Source organism: Micromonospora phytophila (genome assembly GCF_023656545.1).
Lineage (GTDB): Bacteria > Actinomycetota > Actinomycetes > Mycobacteriales > Micromonosporaceae > Micromonospora > Micromonospora phytophila.
In genome coordinates, this window is record NZ_JAMOKF010000109.1 from 1 (window position 1) to 15,083 (window position 15,083).

The 15,083-nt window shown below is 73.3% G+C and carries 20 protein-coding genes and 1 riboswitch; of the genes, 15 read left to right on the forward strand and 5 right to left on the reverse strand.

Features of this window, described 5'->3' with window-relative positions:
- The 4 genes from NCC78_RS15295 to NCC78_RS15310 form a co-directional block, all read left to right on the forward strand.
- A partial coding sequence (locus tag NCC78_RS15295; RefSeq protein WP_250795197.1) for a helix-turn-helix domain-containing protein occupies positions 1-380 on the forward strand: 380 nt, incomplete at its 5' end.
- A 73-nt stretch (positions 381-453) separates the two neighbouring features.
- A complete protein-coding gene (locus NCC78_RS15300) occupies positions 454-900 on the forward strand; it encodes a roadblock/LC7 domain-containing protein (RefSeq protein ID WP_250795198.1) in 447 nt (148 codons plus the stop codon).
- On the forward strand, positions 878-1,258 hold the full coding sequence (locus tag NCC78_RS15305; RefSeq protein ID WP_250795199.1) for a DUF742 domain-containing protein: 381 nt from the start codon (positions 878-880) through the stop codon (positions 1,256-1,258). The genes NCC78_RS15300 and NCC78_RS15305 overlap by 23 nt, the downstream gene beginning before the upstream one ends.
- Positions 1,259-1,326: 68 nt before the next feature.
- Positions 1,327-2,055 carry a cellulose binding domain-containing protein gene (locus NCC78_RS15310; RefSeq protein ID WP_250795200.1) on the forward strand — a complete coding sequence of 243 codons (729 nt, stop codon included), beginning with the start codon at positions 1,327-1,329 and terminating at the stop codon, positions 2,053-2,055.
- A 37-nt stretch (positions 2,056-2,092) separates the two neighbouring features.
- Here the strand turns inward: NCC78_RS15310 and NCC78_RS32220 are convergent, their stop codons facing one another.
- Complete coding sequence (locus NCC78_RS32220) at positions 2,093-3,133, reverse strand: T3SS (YopN, CesT) and YbjN peptide-binding chaperone 1 (RefSeq protein ID WP_308220911.1); 1,041 nt, start codon at positions 3,131-3,133, stop codon at positions 2,093-2,095.
- Positions 3,120-3,479 (reverse strand): hypothetical protein, encoded by a 360-nt coding sequence (locus NCC78_RS15320; RefSeq protein ID WP_250795201.1) that lies wholly within the window; start codon positions 3,477-3,479, stop codon positions 3,120-3,122. Before NCC78_RS15320 ends, NCC78_RS32220 begins: the two co-directional genes overlap by 14 nt.
- 359 nt (positions 3,480-3,838) lie before the next feature.
- Positions 3,839-4,009, forward strand: a riboswitch (cyclic di-AMP (ydaO/yuaA leader).
- Between NCC78_RS15320 and NCC78_RS15325 the strand changes: the two genes are divergently transcribed.
- Together NCC78_RS15325 and htpG are read left to right on the forward strand one after the other, a co-directional pair.
- The gene (locus NCC78_RS15325; RefSeq protein ID WP_250795202.1) at positions 4,010-4,660 is read left to right on the forward strand and encodes a LysM peptidoglycan-binding domain-containing protein; all 651 of its coding nucleotides are present in this window, start codon (positions 4,010-4,012) and stop codon (positions 4,658-4,660) included. It begins immediately after the preceding riboswitch.
- 110 nt (positions 4,661-4,770) lie between these two features.
- Positions 4,771-6,702 (forward strand): molecular chaperone HtpG, encoded by a 1,932-nt coding sequence (htpG, locus tag NCC78_RS15330; RefSeq protein WP_250795203.1) that lies wholly within the window; start codon positions 4,771-4,773, stop codon positions 6,700-6,702.
- A gap of 54 nt (positions 6,703-6,756) precedes the next feature.
- On the opposite strand, the gene NCC78_RS15335 is transcribed toward htpG, so the two are convergent.
- Positions 6,757-7,479, reverse strand: coding sequence for a hypothetical protein (locus NCC78_RS15335; protein WP_250795204.1), 723 nt, complete (start codon positions 7,477-7,479; stop codon positions 6,757-6,759).
- A gap of 322 nt (positions 7,480-7,801) precedes the next feature.
- Between NCC78_RS15335 and NCC78_RS15340 the strand changes: the two genes are divergently transcribed.
- Together NCC78_RS15340 and NCC78_RS15345 are read left to right on the forward strand one after the other, a co-directional pair.
- Complete coding sequence (locus tag NCC78_RS15340; RefSeq protein ID WP_250795205.1) at positions 7,802-8,719, forward strand: diacylglycerol/lipid kinase family protein; 918 nt, start codon at positions 7,802-7,804, stop codon at positions 8,717-8,719.
- Positions 8,720-8,779: 60 nt separating this feature from the next.
- On the forward strand, positions 8,780-9,559 hold the full coding sequence (locus tag NCC78_RS15345) for a hypothetical protein (protein ID WP_250795206.1): 780 nt from the start codon (positions 8,780-8,782) through the stop codon (positions 9,557-9,559).
- Positions 9,560-9,598: 39 nt separating this feature from the next.
- On the opposite strand, the gene NCC78_RS15350 is transcribed toward NCC78_RS15345, so the two are convergent.
- Complete coding sequence (locus NCC78_RS15350) at positions 9,599-10,297, reverse strand: SDR family oxidoreductase (RefSeq protein WP_250795207.1); 699 nt, start codon at positions 10,295-10,297, stop codon at positions 9,599-9,601.
- Between the two features lie 83 nt (positions 10,298-10,380).
- Positions 10,381-10,887 (reverse strand): winged helix-turn-helix transcriptional regulator, encoded by a 507-nt coding sequence (locus NCC78_RS15355; protein ID WP_250795208.1) that lies wholly within the window; start codon positions 10,885-10,887, stop codon positions 10,381-10,383.
- A 112-nt stretch (positions 10,888-10,999) separates the two neighbouring features.
- Here NCC78_RS15355 and NCC78_RS15360 point away from each other — a divergent pair, with 112 nt between their 5' ends.
- From NCC78_RS15360 to NCC78_RS15390, 7 genes are all read left to right on the forward strand, one after another.
- Positions 11,000-11,653 carry a hypothetical protein gene (locus NCC78_RS15360; RefSeq protein WP_250795209.1) on the forward strand — a complete coding sequence of 218 codons (654 nt, stop codon included), beginning with the start codon at positions 11,000-11,002 and terminating at the stop codon, positions 11,651-11,653.
- Complete coding sequence (locus tag NCC78_RS15365; protein WP_250795210.1) at positions 11,650-11,964, forward strand: hypothetical protein; 315 nt, start codon at positions 11,650-11,652, stop codon at positions 11,962-11,964. The genes NCC78_RS15360 and NCC78_RS15365 overlap by 4 nt, the downstream gene beginning before the upstream one ends.
- Position 11,965: 1 nt before the next feature.
- Positions 11,966-13,117: a hypothetical protein gene (locus NCC78_RS15370; RefSeq protein WP_250795211.1), complete on the forward strand. Its 1,152-nt coding sequence runs from the start codon at positions 11,966-11,968 to the stop codon at positions 13,115-13,117.
- Positions 13,118-13,142: 25 nt separating this feature from the next.
- On the forward strand, positions 13,143-13,640 hold the full coding sequence (locus NCC78_RS15375) for a phage baseplate assembly protein V (protein WP_250795212.1): 498 nt from the start codon (positions 13,143-13,145) through the stop codon (positions 13,638-13,640).
- Entirely contained in the window at positions 13,640-13,957 is a 318-nt protein-coding gene (locus NCC78_RS15380) for a hypothetical protein (RefSeq protein ID WP_250795213.1), read from the forward strand. The genes NCC78_RS15375 and NCC78_RS15380 overlap by 1 nt, the downstream gene beginning before the upstream one ends.
- A complete protein-coding gene (locus NCC78_RS15385; RefSeq protein ID WP_250795214.1) occupies positions 13,954-14,337 on the forward strand; it encodes a GPW/gp25 family protein in 384 nt (127 codons plus the stop codon). Before NCC78_RS15380 ends, NCC78_RS15385 begins: the two co-directional genes overlap by 4 nt.
- Positions 14,334-15,083 (forward strand): hypothetical protein (locus NCC78_RS15390; protein ID WP_250795215.1); only part of this gene is annotated, 750 nt, incomplete at its 3' end. The genes NCC78_RS15385 and NCC78_RS15390, both read left to right, overlap by 4 nt.

Consider the following 15,083-nt stretch of genomic DNA (forward strand, 5'->3'; position numbering starts at 1 on the left):
CGTCGGACCGGCGGGCGATGACCACGCTGCTCGACTGCGCCCGGATGCTCCAGGGCCGCCCGGCCACCGGCAAGAGCGGTCAGCGGTCGGCCGGCGGCGTCGGCGCACCGGCGGCCGGCGGGGCCGCCGGTGCCGCGCCGCACCGGCTCAGCGACCGGGAGAAGGAGGTCGCCGAGCTGGTGCTGGCTGGGCTGACCTACCGGGAGATTGGCGACCGGCTCTTCATCTCGACCAAGACCGTGGAGCATCACGTGGCGCGGATGCGGTCCCGGCTCAACTGCGCCAATCGGGCGGAGTTGCTGGCCCTGCTGCGGACCATCGTGGCGGACCGGTCGAGCGACGCCTCGGGGCAGCCCTGGCCGGAACGGCCCGTGCCGTGACCCGTGCCCGGACGTGGCGCCGGTGACCCGCACCGTCGAGGCAGTCGTTCCGAGAGCAGCGAGAGGACGTTGAATGACGCCATCAGTGGTCATCGCCGACGGACTGACCGACGCCCTGACCGACCTGGTCGACCGGGTCGACGGAGCCAGGTTCGCCGTGGTGCTGTCTCCCGACGGGCTGCTGCTCGGGGCGAGTCCGGGCGTCGACGACGCCCTGGCCCGACAGCTGTCCGGCATGGTCGCCGGGCTGGAGGCGCTCGGGCTGGCCGCCGCCCGGGTGTGCGTCGGGGGTGCGTTGCGGCAGGTCGTCGTGCAGATGTGGCGGTCCTTCCTGTTCGTCGCCACCATCCGGAGCGGGGCGATCCTCGCCGTGCGGATGGGCGGTGACACCGAGGTCGGCGACATGGCGTACGAGGTGGCGCTCTTCGTGGCGCGGGCGGAACGGTACCTGCCGGTGTACCTCGCGCCGGTGAGGGCAGCGACGAGCGGGGAGCGCGGTGCACCCGGACGGCGCCCCTGAGACCGCGTGGTACGACGACGCCGCCGGCCCGGTGGTCCGGCCGTACGTGATGACGGGCGGGCGGTTCGCCCCCGACCAGCGGCGGCTCGACCTCGTCTGCCTGGTCGTGGCCCACGGCGACGTGCCTCCCGACGCGCAACTCCTTCCCGAGCAGGCGCAGATCGTGCGAAATTGCCGGCGTCCACTGTCGGTGGCGGAGCTGGGCGCGGACCTCGACCTGCCGGTGGACACGGTCCGGGTGCTGCTCGGTGACCTGCTGGAGGCGGGGCTGATCGAGCTGCGCGAACCCCCGACGCTGTCCGGGAGACCGTCCCGGGAATTGCTGGAGGCGTTGCTCGCGGGGCTCCGCACGCTCTGAGCGGCGGGTGACCGTGCCGGCGCGCGCAGGCCGGCGCAGGGACGCAGGTGGAGAGAAGAGGAGAGGTAGTGCCGTTGCCACCGCACCGGCCACGGCGGACCGTGGCGATCATCGTGCTCGACAAGGTCATCGCCGTGGCCGGGGCCACGCGGCGCGCCGTCACCGGTGCGGGCGACGGGTCGCGGATGAGCCGGATCGTGGTGGTCGCCACGCTGGCGGTGCTGATCACGACGGCGGTCGTCGCCGTCCTGGCGGGGCGGACACCGGAGCGCCCGGCGCCCGTGGCGGTCGATTCGCCGCCGGACGTCGAGGTGTGGAGCACCACCGAGGCCGGTCGGCCGGGCAGGCGCGCCAGACCGGCCGCCTCCCGGCCGACGCCGGAGCCCCCGACGACAGTCGTACCCGCGCCACGCGTCCCACCGTCCGCGACCGGGTCGTCCGTCACCACGCAGGCGCCGGTCAGGCGGGTCCCGCTGACCGCCCACTTCGCCGTGGAGGAGAGCGCCCTGCTCAGCTACGGCGCCGCCGTGACGATCAGCAACCCGGGGCCGGAGCGGGTGACGGCCTGGGAGTTGGTGGTCACGCTGCCCCGGGAGTCGCTCGACGTCACCGCGGTCACCGGCGCCCGGGCCACCCGCGCCGGCGCGACGTGGACCTTCGTCCCCGACGGGACAGCGGGACAGGTGCCGGCCGCCGGCTCGGTCAGGGTCACGTTCCGGGTGAGAGGGGCGCAGATCAGCTCCACTCCCGTGGCATGCGCCGTCGACGCAACGGCCTGCACCGGCCTGTCGGACTGACCGACGGTTGCCGCGGTGGCGTGTCCGGGGCCGGTGGTCAGTCTCCGGTGGCCGCCCGGTCCGTCCGGCGGCGCAGCAGCGCGATCGCCTCGTCGACGAGGCCGCGCTCGGTGAGCAGGGTCAGCAGCAGCGGCAGGGGCCGCCAGTCGTCGCCGTCGACCGCCCGCCGCAGCAGGGCGATCGCCTCGTCGTGCCGGCCACGGGCGGCCAGCAGGCCGGCCAGCTCCTCGCGGGCCCTCGGGTCGTCCTGGTCGGCGGCGATCCGCCAGTACCGTTCGGCCTCGTCGGTGCGCCCCTCGGCGGCGAGCAGCGCGGCGAGCCGGGAGGCGGCGTGCCAGTCGCCGTGGTCGGCGCGCTTGCGCAGCTCCTCGGTGCGGCCCCGGTCCGCCAGCAGGTCGACCAGGACGCTGCCGGCCCCGCTCGCCCCGGCCCGGTCGAGGTCGCGCAGGTAGCCGGTCGGGTCGGGGACCGCCACCAGCCCGGTGGCCTCCGGGCCGAAGAACCGGCTGCCGCCGAACTCCCGGCGGAGCTGGTCGTCGAGGTCGTCGGCGAGCTCGACCATGGCCCGCACCGCCAGCAACAGGTGGGTGGGCACGAAGTCCTGCCCGAAGACGGGAACCGAGGCCCAGACCGTGTCCCCGGTGCAGTAGACGCGCCCGACGACGAGGCCGTTGGTGAGGTCGGAGAGCCGCCGGTACAACGACTCGGTCGGGTCGACCCCGGTCAGCAGGGGCGAGAAGACGTCCACCAGCGGCGGGTCGTCCTGCGCCCGTACGAAGATCATGGCGGAACCGGCGCGGATGCCCACGTCGCCGTCGGCGTCGACCCGCAGTTGGTCGGCGGTGACGCCCAGGACGCCGGCCAGCACCTCCTTGACCCGCTGGGTCAGCTTCCCCTCGTCGTCGCGGTCGTGGACCGGCCCGGGGTCGGAGCGGGTGTGCCGAGGCGTCAGCGGCCGGGCGGCCAGCGCCGCCGCCAGTCTGGTGCGGGTCGGCACGGGAACGGCCGTGGCCGTCGTGCTGGGACGCGCCGCCAGGGCGGAGACGACGCGGCCCAGGAGGCTGTCACGCCGCGTCATCGTGCTCGCCGTCCGATCGCTCGGGCACCTGCTCGCTCGGTTGGTCCGTGACCCGGATCTGGTCGAACATCTTGGCGATCACCAGGGGCGCGGCGACGCCGAAGGTGAAGCTGGCGAAGGCGGTGGTGGCCAGGCCGCCCGCGCCGGCCGCGGCGGCGAGCCCGGTGCCGGCCACCGTCCTCAGCAGAACGGCGATCACGACGATCGGACGGTCCCGACGGTCCCGCCACGGCCACTGCCACCGGCCCCCGGAGTCGGTGGTCGGGCGCATCATCGCCGACAGGTTCAGCGCCTCGGCCACGGCGCTGCCGACCAGTCCCCACATCGCGGCCATCCATAGAGACACATCCCTACCGTACTGACCAAGTGATCCGGTGGCCGCACCAGCCCTCGGGCCCACTGCCGGCGTCCACTCCGACGATGGCGCCGCCCCCGACGGTAGGTGCCGGGGGCAAACCCACACCCCGGCAGGTCACGCCCCCCGCGACGCCCGGTGCCGAGGGCACGCGTCGCGCGTGTCGGCGGCGGTTCCCGGCGCGGTGAGGTCCGGGTGCACGAGGCCGGCGGGGGCGGCTGACACGGTTGCGGGCCATGCGCAACTCGACGGAAGGCGCTCGCGCAGAGGCCGGTGAGGAAACTCACGAGAAGTGGGCAATCGGCGCGAACCCTCCCTAACGTCGGTGGAGTTCGTGATCGCGAACACCACGGTCGGTAACGCCTAATCCTGCCGCCGGCCGTCGGGACCTTGTCATTGAGGCACGGAGCGGGGGACCCAACGTTCCTCGGTGCACGTCACCTCGGGGTGAAGCCGCGTGCGCGGCCGGGCTCCTCGGCCCGAACCCGACAGCTGACCTCGCCGGCGTGGAGGGATCACACATGGCATCGAATCACCAGGCCCGTCACCGTCGCGTCGCCGCCCGTACCGCCGTCGGCACCCTCGCCGTCGGCGCCGTCGCCGGCGCGGTGGCGCTCTTCGGCCCGGCCGCACCGGCGCAGGCCGCCAGCGTCAACTGGGACGCGATCGCGCAGTGCGAGTCCAGTGGCAACTGGAGCATCAACACCGGCAACGGCTACTACGGCGGCCTGCAGTTCTCGCAGAGCACCTGGGAGGGCTACGGCGGCCTGACGTACGCCAAGCGCGCCGACCTGGCCAGCCGCGGCGAGCAGATCCGCGTCGCCGAGCGCGTCCTCGACGGCCAGGGCATCGGCGCGTGGCCGACCTGTGGCAAGAAGGGCGGCTCCACCACGTCGTACACCCCGAAGTCGGAGTCGAAGTCCGAGCGGAAGTCGGAGTCGACGTCGAAGAAGCGCGACCCGGGCACGGAGAAGTCGTCGCGCGGCACGGAGCGGCGCAGCGCGCCGTCCGGCTCCGGCCGGACCCACGTGGTGACGCCGGGCGACACCCTGGCGAAGATCGCCACCTCGCACGGCGTCGACGGCGGCTGGCGCGAGCTGTACGAGCGCAACGAGCGGGTCGTCGGCGACGACCCGGCGCTGATCTTCCCGGGTCAGCGGCTCAGCCTCTGACGCGTACCCCTGACGACGACGCCCGGCCGGACCCTCCGGCCGGGCGTCGCCGTCTTCGCGGTGGGCGACGGCTCGTATCCTTTCCGCGAACCTGTTGTGGGCTTTCGGAGATGAAAGGACACGGTGTGAGCAACCGGGCCGAGACGTTGGAGTTCCAGGCCGAGGCGCGTCAGCTGCTCCAGCTGATGGTCCACTCGATCTACTCGAACAAGAACGTCTTTCTGCGCGAGCTGATCTCGAACGCCTCCGACGCGCTGGACAAGCTGCGCCTGGCGTCGATGGTCGACAAGGACCTGGCGGTGGACGCCTCCGACCTGCACGTCGAGATCGAGGTCGACAAGGCGGCGCGCACGCTGACCGTCCGGGACAACGGCATCGGCATGTCCCGGGACGAGGTGGTGCAGGTGATCGGCACGATCGCCAAGTCCGGCACCGCCGAGCTGCTGCGCAAGCTGCGCGAGTCCAGCGACGCGGGGGCGCCGCAGGAGCTGATCGGCCAGTTCGGCGTCGGCTTCTACGCGGCGTTCATGGTCGCCGACCGGGTCGAGCTGGTGACCCGCAGGGCGGGGGAGATCGGCGGCACCCGCTGGGAGTCCACCGGCGAGGGCACCTACTCGATCGAGCCGGTCGACGACGCGCCGCAGGGCACCTCGGTTACCCTGCACCTCAAGCCGGCCGACGCCGAGGACAACCTGCACGACTACACCGCCGAGTGGACGATCCGGGAGATCGTCAAGCGGTACTCCGACTTCATCGCGTGGCCGATCCGGATGACCGTGGAGCGCCCCGGCGCCGACGGCGGCGCGGCCACCACCGAGGTGCAGACGCTCAACTCGATGAAGGCGCTCTGGGCCCGGCCCCGCGACGAGGTCGACGAGGCCGAATACCACGAGTTCTACAAGCACGTCGCCCACGACTGGGCCGACCCGCTGGACATCGTGCACATGAGGGGCGAGGGCACCTTCGAGTACGAGGCGCTGCTGTTCATCCCGTCCCACGCGCCGCTGGACCTCTTCTCCCCGCAGGGCCGCCGCGGCGTGCAGCTCTACGTCAAGCGGGTCTTCATCATGGACGACTGCGAAGCGCTCATGCCGAACTACCTGCGCTTCGTCAAGGGCGTGGTGGACGCGCACGACCTGTCGCTGAACATCTCCCGGGAGATCCTCCAGCAGGACCGGCAGATCCAGGTCGTCCGCCGCCGGCTGGTCAGGAAGATCCTGGCCACCGTCAAGGACCTCAAGGCCAACCACGCCGAGAAGTACCGGACCTTCTGGGCCGAGTTCGGCGCCGCGGTCAAGGAAGGGCTGATCGACGACACGGAGAACCGGGACACCCTCCTGGAGATCCTGTCGGCCGCCTCCACCCACGACCCCGCCGAGCCGACCGACCTGGCCGGCTACGTCGCCCGGATGAAGGACGGCCAGGCCGACATCTACTACGCCACCGGCGAGTCCCGCACCACGATTGAGAACTCGCCGCACATGGAGGCGTTCCGCGCCAAGGGCTACGAGGTGCTGCTGCTCACCGACCCGGTCGACGAGGTCTGGGTGGAACGCGTCGGCCAGTACGACGGCCGGACCCTGCGCTCCATCGCGAAGGGCCAGGTCGACCTGGACACCGAGGAGGAGAAGGCCGAGGCCGAGGCCGAGCGGGAGCAGCAGCGCAAGGACTTCGCCGAGCTGCTCACCTGGATGACCGGCGTCCTCGCCGACTCGGTCAAGGAGGTCCGGCTGTCGTCGCGGCTGACCACCTCGCCGGCCTGCGTGGTGGGTGACGCCCACGACATCACCCCGACGCTGGAGAAGATGTACCGGGCGATGGGGCACGAGGTGCCGCAGGTCAAGCGGATCCTGGAACTCAACCCGGGCCACCCGCTCGTCACCGGCCTGCGCAAGGCCCGCGAGCAGGGCGGCACCGGGGAGTCGCTGCAGGAGACCGCCGAGCTGTTGTACGGGATGGCGCTGCTCGCCGAGGGCGGGGAACTGGCCGACCCGTCCCGCTTCACCCGCATCCTCGCCGACCGGCTGGCCCGTACCCTCTGAGCCGTTGGCACCGCGCGTCGGCGCCTCCCCCCGGGGAGGCGCCGACGCCTCGGGTCACTTGCCCTTGAACTTCTCCAGGTCGACCACCTGGTCCTCCGTCGGCGCCTTCAGCTGCGGGAAGGTGGTGCCGAAGTCGTTGAGGGTGATCTGGCCCTGTCCGGTCTCCTTGCTCTCCACCCGGACCGGGTACGGCTCGCCAATCGTGGCCACCCAGAGGGTGCCGCCCTTGCCGCCCTCGTCGATCAGAGCGACGGCCTGCGCGCCGCCGATGTCCTTGGTCTCGCCCTTGACCACAGTGCCGTCGGCCTCGAACAGGTTGTCGAGGTTGGTCACGCCGAACAGGTCCGCGAAGTCCTTGTTCCGCTCCGGCACGACGCTCCACCGGTCGCCCATCAGCTTGGTCATCTGCTCGGCGGCCTCCGCGCCGACGTTCTGCTCCCAGAACTTCTCGTCCGGCCGCATGTACTGCTTACCGCCGACCGAGAGCAACTCCACCGAGGCGTCGTCCATGGAGATGTTTCCGGCGACGTCGTCGCCGCTGATGCGGAGGTCCAGCCCCATGCGCTTGCCGTCTGCGATGACGTCGCCCTTGATCCGGTACGACTTCGCCCCCTTCAGCGCGGTCTTCGACCGCTCCAGTATCTGCGCCGGTTCGAGGGCGGCCACCCCGTTGTCGGCAGGTGCCTGCCAGACGCTCTCGCCGCTTCCGCGGCCTGCGCAGCCCGCCAGCAACACGGCCGCCGCCGCGAGTGTGATCACCGTGCGTCTGATCGACATGGTCCTCATGGTCAGCTCCTCCCATGCCGCCCCGTGATGTGGCAGCGAGCCAGGCTATCGCCGATCGATCCCTCGGGAGGACCAGAGCATTGGGTGCGGCGGCGACCGCAACCGGTGCACCCGGATCCTGGCCGATCGACAAGCCCGTACCTCTGCGGTCCGCAACCGAGCGGCGGGAGGCGCCTCTCCGATCGACCATCAGCAATCCGACCAGGACATTCGGTGGCGTCAGGATCGAAAAACGACCCGCCCGGCGTGCCGCCAGCGGGCTCGTACGACCGCGACGCGTACGGATCGGGCCGGCTGGGTAACACCGGCGGCCATGAGCAGGAGTACCCCGGCGGCCGCCGCGCCCATAATCGCCCAGGTGGGCACGGTCGCGGTCGTCGCCCACCGGAAGAAGACCCTCGGCGGCGGCCTGGACGCGCTGCGCGCGGAGCTGGCCGGCGCGGGCGTCGACGACCTGATCTGGTACGAGGTCCCGAAGAGCCGGAAAGCACCGAAGAAGGTCCGTGCGGCGCTGAAGAAGGGCGCCGAGCTGATCTTCGTCTGGGGCGGTGACGGCATGGTGCAACGCTGCGCCGACACCCTCGCCGGCACGGGCACCGCGATGGCGATCCTGCCCGCCGGCACCGCCAACCTCTTCGCCGCCAACCTCGGCATCCCCGAGGACCTCCCCGAGGCGGTACGCATCGGCCTGCACGGCCCGCGCCGCACCCTCGACCTCGGCAGACTCAACGGCGAGCACTTCGCGGTGATGGCCGGCGCCGGCTTCGACGGAGACCTGATCCGCGACGCCGACCGCAGGCTCAAGGGCAGGTTCGGCCGGCTGGCCTACATGTGGACCGGGCTGCGGCACGTCCGCGGCGAACTGGTCCGCACCCGGATCACCGTCGACGGCGCCGAGTGGTTCGACGGCGAGGCCAGCTGTGTGCTCTTCGGCAACGTCGGCACGATCACCGGCGGCATCCCCGCGTTCGACGACGCCCGACCCGACGACGGCTGCCTGGAGATCGGCGTGGCCACCGCCAACGGCTCCGTGGACTGGGCGCGCACGCTGGGCCGGATGGCCGCCGGCCGGTCGGAGGAGTCCCCGTTCGTGCGGATCACCCGCGGCCGCAAGGCCAAGGTCCGCCTCGCCGCACCCCGGACGTACGAGTTGGACGGCGGCGCCCGGAAGAAGGTCGACAAGCTCAAGCTGCGGGTGGTGCCCGGCGCGCTGACCCTCTGCTGCCCCTGACGCTCGTCGCAGCGGCGGCGCGGGGCAGCCGGAGCCGCCCGGCTGGTACAGAATGAGGTCGTGCGAGGGGCGGCACGGCGGTGGACGCACACCATCCTGGCGGTGGTTGTGCTGATCCCGCTCGCCGGCTGCTTCCAGTGGAACGGCTGGATGGACGCCACCCCGCCGCCACCCGTGCCCGTGCACGAGCGCGCGGCGGACGACGCGCGGCAGAAGCTGCTCCGGGTCGAGCAGTCGATCGAGCCGCGCCCGCCGCACGACGTCTACCGGTACGCCCGCTCCGCAGCCCGGGTGGATGGCACCGAGGTGATGCGCATCGGCGGTGCCCGGCTCGACGGCAAGGACGGCACCTCTCTCGTCATCCGGGTGCGGGGCGTCGCGCCCGTTCACGACGACCAGGGCAGGGCGACCGGTGAGATCCTCACCCTGCCGTTCTGCTTCCAGCTCAGCTGGGGCACCGACGTCACCGACGACCGCGTCGACGAGGTTCCCTGCCCCGGCACCAGTCCGGTCCGCGTATCCACCGACCCGGCCCTGCCGGGCGACGTCGACGAGACGCTGCACGCCCGGCTGCCCACCGGCGCCGCCGCTACCGAGGCGGCCGTCCGGGCCGTCGTCGACGGCATCGCCCTGGAACCGGGCGTGCGGCGGGACGTGGCCACGGCCGGCGGCACGGTCGGGGTGGCGCTGCGCGCGAGCCAGTACGACTGTGTGCTGGCCCGGGTGGTGGGGGCGAAGGTCGAGGTGTGGCGGCCCGCCCGGGTCCAGCTCGCCCCGGGCGAGTTGAGCTGCACCGCCGATACCGCCGCGGCCGGCATGGGCCGGCGACCGCCACACTGAGCGCGGCACCGGCCGGTGTCGCGCCCAGCGGGGCGCTGGTCAGGGCAGCTGCGGGTAGAGCGCGGCGACCCCGCCGGCCAGCCCGGCGCGTACCTGGCGGCTGACGTCGTCGGCGAGGATCTCGTAGGCGTCGGCCTCGATCCCGTCCACGGCGATCCGGGCGATCTCGGCCGGGTCCGACTTCGGGCTGGTCACGCCGGCGGCCATGTCGGTGTCCATGTAGCCCACGTGCAGGCCGGCGACCCGGATGTTCCGGTCGGCCAGCTGGGCGCGCAGCGCGTTGGTCAGCGACCACTGCGCCGACTTGGCCGCGCTGTACGCCCCGATGTGCGGGAAGCTCACCCAGGACAGTGCGGACAGGATGTTGAGCACCGTCCCGCCGCCGTTGCCGGCGATCACCGGCGTGAAGGCGCGCACCACCGACAGCGTGCCGAAGTAGTGGGTGTCCATCTCCAGCCGGATCCGGTCCAGGTCGGCGTCGAGCAGGTCCGCGCCCGTGGACGAGCCGGCGTTGTTGACCAGCAGGGTGACGTCCCGGGCCAGCTCGGCCGCGGCGGCGACCGAGGCCGGGTCGGTCACGTCCAGCCGGACCGGTGTCACGCCCGGCAGGTCGACCTGCCGGGGGTCGCGGGCGGCGGCGTAGACGGTGGCGCCCCGGGCGACCAGCTCGGCGGCGAGGTGCCGGCCGAAGCCCCGGTTCGCGCCGGTGACGAGGGCGGTGCTTCCAGCGATCTTCATGTGCGTACTCCTGGTGGATGAGGGCGTGCGGCGGCGCCCGGCGCCGGGTCGGCGCGGGCCGTGGGGTGTCGTCGGTTGATGGGTCAGGGGGTCTTCGGCGCGACGGCCGGGTCCGCGCGCAGCAGGCCCGGCCCCGGGCGTACGTCGATGTCGCCCGGTGTGACGTCGTGGCCGGCGGCGCAGCGCAGCCGCGCGTGCACGACGGCGCCGCAGTCGTGGTGCTCGACCCGGACGGACGGGCCGGCCGGGTCGGCGGTCCAGGCGTCACCCCACTGCCGCAGCGCGGTCAGCACCGGCAGCAGCGCGGCGCCCTTGGGCGTGAGGTGGTACTCGTCACGGGTCCGCCGCCCGGGTTCGCGGTAGGGGCGGCGTTCGAGCAGTCCGTCGGCGACGAGCTGCCGGAGCCGGGCGGCGGCGACCGGCTCGCTGACGCCCACCCGGCGGGCGAAGTCGTCGAAGCGGCGGGTGCCGAAGGACGCCTCGCGCAGCAGCAGGAGCGTGGAGCGGTTGCCGACCACCTCCAGCGCACTGGCGATCGAGCAGTTGGTGTTGAGCCAGGCGTCCCGGTCGGCGAGCAGGTCGTCGGTCATGCCGATGACGCTACCCCCGCTGACTTAGGATTACAAAAGTCAGCTGGGTCACCCGCCCGGCGGTGATGGCGGCGTGACGGTGTGGCGACGGGCGTGCGGGATCCTCGGCGGCGTGAGCAGCTTTCCGGGCAGCCCGCGAACCCTGCGGGGCGCCATCATCGCCGTCGACCCGTTGGGGCCGCTGTCGCGCGTGGTGGTGTTCCAGTACAACCCGGACCAGGTGCAGCGAAACCTCCAGCCGCGCTCCGGTGGCGACTCGGGCCAGCGTTCCGCCGACGTCCACCGGGCCTGGGGCGCCCCGACGGAGACCGTGTCGATGACCGTGGAGATCGACGCCACCGACCAGTTGGAGGTCGGCGACCCGGTCGCGGGCAGCGTCGGCGTCCTCCCGCAGTTGTCCGTGCTGGAGATGCTGCTGCACCCGGGCAGCGTCCGGGTCATCGCCAACACGGCGTTGCTCGCGGCCGGCATGATCGAGATCCTTCCCGTCGAGCTGCCGATGGCCGTCATGGTCTGGGGACCGGGCCGGGTCGTGCCCGTCAAGATCACCCAGTTGGGGATCGCCGAGCAGGCGTTCAACCCCGCGCTGAGCCCGATCCGCGCCAGCGTCGACATCTCCGCGCAGGTGCTCACCTACGACGACCTGCCGCTGACCGACGTCGGCTACGGGCTCTACCTCGCCCACCTGGTGGCCAAGGAGCTGCTGGCCGTCGTCGGGTCGGTCACCGGCGCGGTCTCCGCCGTCACCGAACTGACCGGGGCGTGACCGCCGTGCCCGGCCGGTACGACGCGACGCCCGTCGCCACCGTCACCGTCACCGTGCCGGACGGTACCGGCGGTGTGCGCGAGGTGCGCTACCTGCGGCAACGCGACCTGCCGGACCCGCGCGACGTGCGCGCCGCCGCGGTGCACCGGGTCGCCGCCGGTGACCGGCTCGACCTGGTCACCCACCGCTATCTCGGCGACGCCACCGCCTGGTGGCGGGTCGCGGACGCCAACACCGCGCTCGACCCGGACGAGCTGACTGGCCCGGACGCCGAGGGCGAACTGGTCGTCATCCCGATCCCGGGGGTGTGACGTGCTGCTCGGCTCGGGGCTGCGGCTGACCATCCTGGCGGGGCGCACCCTGCCCCTGCCGCTGACTGTTGACCTCGTCCAGCGGTGGCGCTCCGCCCGGATCACCGAGAGCGACGAGGAACGCAGCGCCTTCTCGCTCGTCTTCGACGCCGGCCGCGCCGGGCCGCTCGCCGCCGCCGACAACCCCTTCGGCCTCACCTCGCCGTTGGCGCCGTTCGCGCGGGTGGTGCTGGTGCTGACCTTCGGCGTGGTGCCGCAGGTGCTCTTCGACGGCATCGTCACCGAGACCCGGCTGGCCCCGGGCACCGGTACGCAGGGCGCCACGTTCACCGTGACCGGCGAGGACGTGGGCAACCTGCTGCACCGCGAGGAACGCGACGTAGAACATCCGGCGCTGGACGACTACCCGACCGTGTTGACGATCCTCGCGCCGTACGCGGCGCAGGGCATCCTGCCGAAGGTGATCCCACCGCCGGTGATGGATCCGCCGCTGCCCATCGATCGGATCCCGACCCAGCACGGCACCGACCTGGAGCACCTCGCCGACCTCGCCGAACGGCACGGCTACGTCACCTACGTCGACCCCGGCCCGCTGCCGGGCATCAGCACCTTCTACTGGGGACCGCCGGTACGCATCGGGCCGCCGCAGCCGGCGCTCGCCGTCGACCTCGGATCGGACAGCAACGTCGAGGAGGTGTCGTTCCGGACCGACGCCACCCGGCCGGCCACCGTGACCGGCGCGGTCCGGGACCGGCGCACCGGCCTGGACCTCCCGGTCGCCGCCGTGGCACCCCTTCGGCCGCCGTTGGGCGCCGTCCCGTTCGCCCTGGCCAACGCCGGTGACGTGCGGCGTCAGCGGCTGCGCGAGGGCACCAGCGACGGAGTGACCGCCCTGGCCCGCGCCCAGTCGCAGGTCGACCGGGGCGCCGACGCGCTCGTCGCCGAGGGCACCGCGGACGGGGCCCGCTACGGCGCGGTGCTGCGACCGCGGGGGCTCGTCGGCGTGCGCGGCGCGGGGTGGACCCACGACGGCCTCTGGTACGTGCGCCAGGTCGAGCACGACATCGCGTTCGGCGGCTACCGCCAGGCGTTCACGCTGGCGCGCGACGGCCACGGCGCGACCACCCCCGTCCTGCCGCGGAGCCCGCGGTGAGCGCGCGAGCCGGTGAGGAGTAGCCGTGGCCAAACAGTTCTTCGGGATCTACCGGGGCACCGTCAGAGCCAACATCGACCCGCTGCTGCGGGGGCGGTTGCAGGTCAGCGTGCCGAGGGTGTTCGGCGATGGCCGGCTGGCCTGGGCGGAACCGTGCGTGCCCTACGCGGGCAACGGCGTCGGCGGTTTCACCGTGCCCCCGGTGGGGGCCGGGGCGTGGGTGCAGTTCGAGGGTGGCAACCCCGACTACCCGGTGATCGCCGGCTGCTTCTGGCAGTCCGGCGAGTCACCGGCACCCGGGCTGCCGCAGGTGCGGATGTTCACCTCCGACGCGATCACCGTGACGGTCAGCGACCTGCCCGGCGTGGGTGGCGTCACGGTGGAGGTCGGGCCGCCCGCCGTCGTCGTACCGGTGAAGCTGGTGCTCGGCCCGGGCGGGATCGAGCTGTCCACCGGCGCCTCGTCGCTGGTGCTGGACGGCCTGAAGGTCTCGGTCAACCAGGGTGCCCTGGAGGTGACCTGATGCCCGGCAACCTCGTGCACCAGGGCGCCGTGGTCATCTGCGGGCACGGCGGGCAGGCCCAGCCGACCGTGCCCAACCCGCGGGTCACCGTCGGCGGGCAGGCCACCGTGCTGCTGACGCCCCCCTGGTCGGTGGCCGGCTGCCCGCTCCCGCCGGTCTCGGGCGGCCCCTGCGTCACCGGCATGTGGACCGTCGGCACCACCCGGGTGACGTCGCTGGGCCAGCCGCTGGTCGTCTCGGCCGGCGCCGCCACCTGCGCGCCGACCGGGGTACCGCTGACGGTGACGGTGTCCCAGCCCCGGGTGGTGGCTACGTGACGGCCGGTCGGCACGTCGGGCACCCGCTGCGGGTCGCCGGCCGGGGCCGCACCGCCCTCGTCGACGACGAGGAGTACCTGCGCGGCCTGGTCGAGGCGGTGCTGTTCACCCGGCCCGGTGAACGGGTCAACCGGCCCGACTTCGGCAGCGGCGTCGACCGGCTCGTCTTCGCGCCCGCCGGGGACGAGCTGGCCCACGCCACCCGGGCGCTGGTGCACGGCGCCCTGCAACGGTGGCTCGGCGACCTGTTGCAGGTCGACACCGTGACCGTGGAGGCGCGCGACGCGCAACTGCGGGTCACCGTCAGCTACCTGCCGCTCGTCGGCGGTGCCGTCGTCGGCGAACGGCGCAGCCTCACCGTGCAGGGCGGCGCGCCGTGACCGCCCCGTACGTCGACCTGGATGCCCGGCGGGCGCTGGTGGAGAGTGGGACCGGCCTCGACGGCATCGACCACGTCGAGGTCCTCGCCGGCCGCCGGGTGCTCCTGGTGCACCTGCTGCGCGGGCCGGTGCCGGGCGACCTGGACGCGTCCCGGGTGCGGGTGCTCGGCGGCGTCCGCGTCGACCCGGGGCTCAACCCGGTCCGCGTCGAGTGGGCCCACCCGGTCGCGGCGGTCGTCGCCGCCCCGCCCCCGGGGGTGAGCCCCGCCGACCGGGCGCTGATCTCCGCCGCCGTGCCCGCCGCCCGGCGCGACCGCGTCCTCGCCGTGCGCACGTCCTCGCCCGGGGACTGGTCCACCTACCTGCTCGCGCTGCGCGGCCCCGGCGGCGAGGGTTTCCCGGACGGCTTCGACGAGCCGCTGTCGGCCCGACCGTTCTCCTTCGCCGTGGACTGCCCGAACGAGCTGGACTGCCGGCCCGACGACGACTGCCCACCGGCGCCGGCCGGCACGCCGCTGCTCGACTACCTGGCCCGCGACTACGACGCCCTGCGGACCCGGCTGCTGGACCGGGTCGCCACCCTCGTGCCCGGCTGGACCGACCGCAACCCGGCCGACCCGCTGGTCACCCTGGTCGAGCTGTTCGCGCACGTCGGCGACCGGTTGACCTACCGGCAGGACGCGATCGCCGCCGAGGCCAACCTGCTCACCGCCCGGCGCCGCCCCTCGGTGCGCCGGCACGCCCGG

Excerpts from the sequence above, each read along its gene's own strand:
- NCC78_RS15300 (WP_250795198.1), top strand. The coding sequence starts at position 454 with ATGACGCCATCAGTGGTCATCGCCGACGGACTGACCGACGCCCTGACC.
- NCC78_RS32220 (WP_308220911.1), bottom strand. The coding sequence starts at position 3,133 with ATGACGCGGCGTGACAGCCTCCTGGGCCGCGTCGTCTCCGCCCTGGCG.
- NCC78_RS15325 (WP_250795202.1), top strand. The coding sequence starts at position 4,010 with ATGGCATCGAATCACCAGGCCCGTCACCGTCGCGTCGCCGCCCGTACC.
- htpG (WP_250795203.1), top strand. The coding sequence starts at position 4,771 with ATGAAAGGACACGGTGTGAGCAACCGGGCCGAGACGTTGGAGTTCCAG.
- NCC78_RS15335 (WP_250795204.1), bottom strand. The coding sequence starts at position 7,479 with ATGTCGATCAGACGCACGGTGATCACACTCGCGGCGGCGGCCGTGTTG.
- NCC78_RS15340 (WP_250795205.1), top strand. The coding sequence starts at position 7,802 with ATGAGCAGGAGTACCCCGGCGGCCGCCGCGCCCATAATCGCCCAGGTG.
- NCC78_RS15350 (WP_250795207.1), bottom strand. The coding sequence starts at position 10,297 with ATGAAGATCGCTGGAAGCACCGCCCTCGTCACCGGCGCGAACCGGGGC.
- NCC78_RS15355 (WP_250795208.1), bottom strand. The coding sequence starts at position 10,887 with ATGACCGACGACCTGCTCGCCGACCGGGACGCCTGGCTCAACACCAAC.
- NCC78_RS15380 (WP_250795213.1), top strand. The coding sequence starts at position 13,640 with ATGCCCGGCAACCTCGTGCACCAGGGCGCCGTGGTCATCTGCGGGCAC.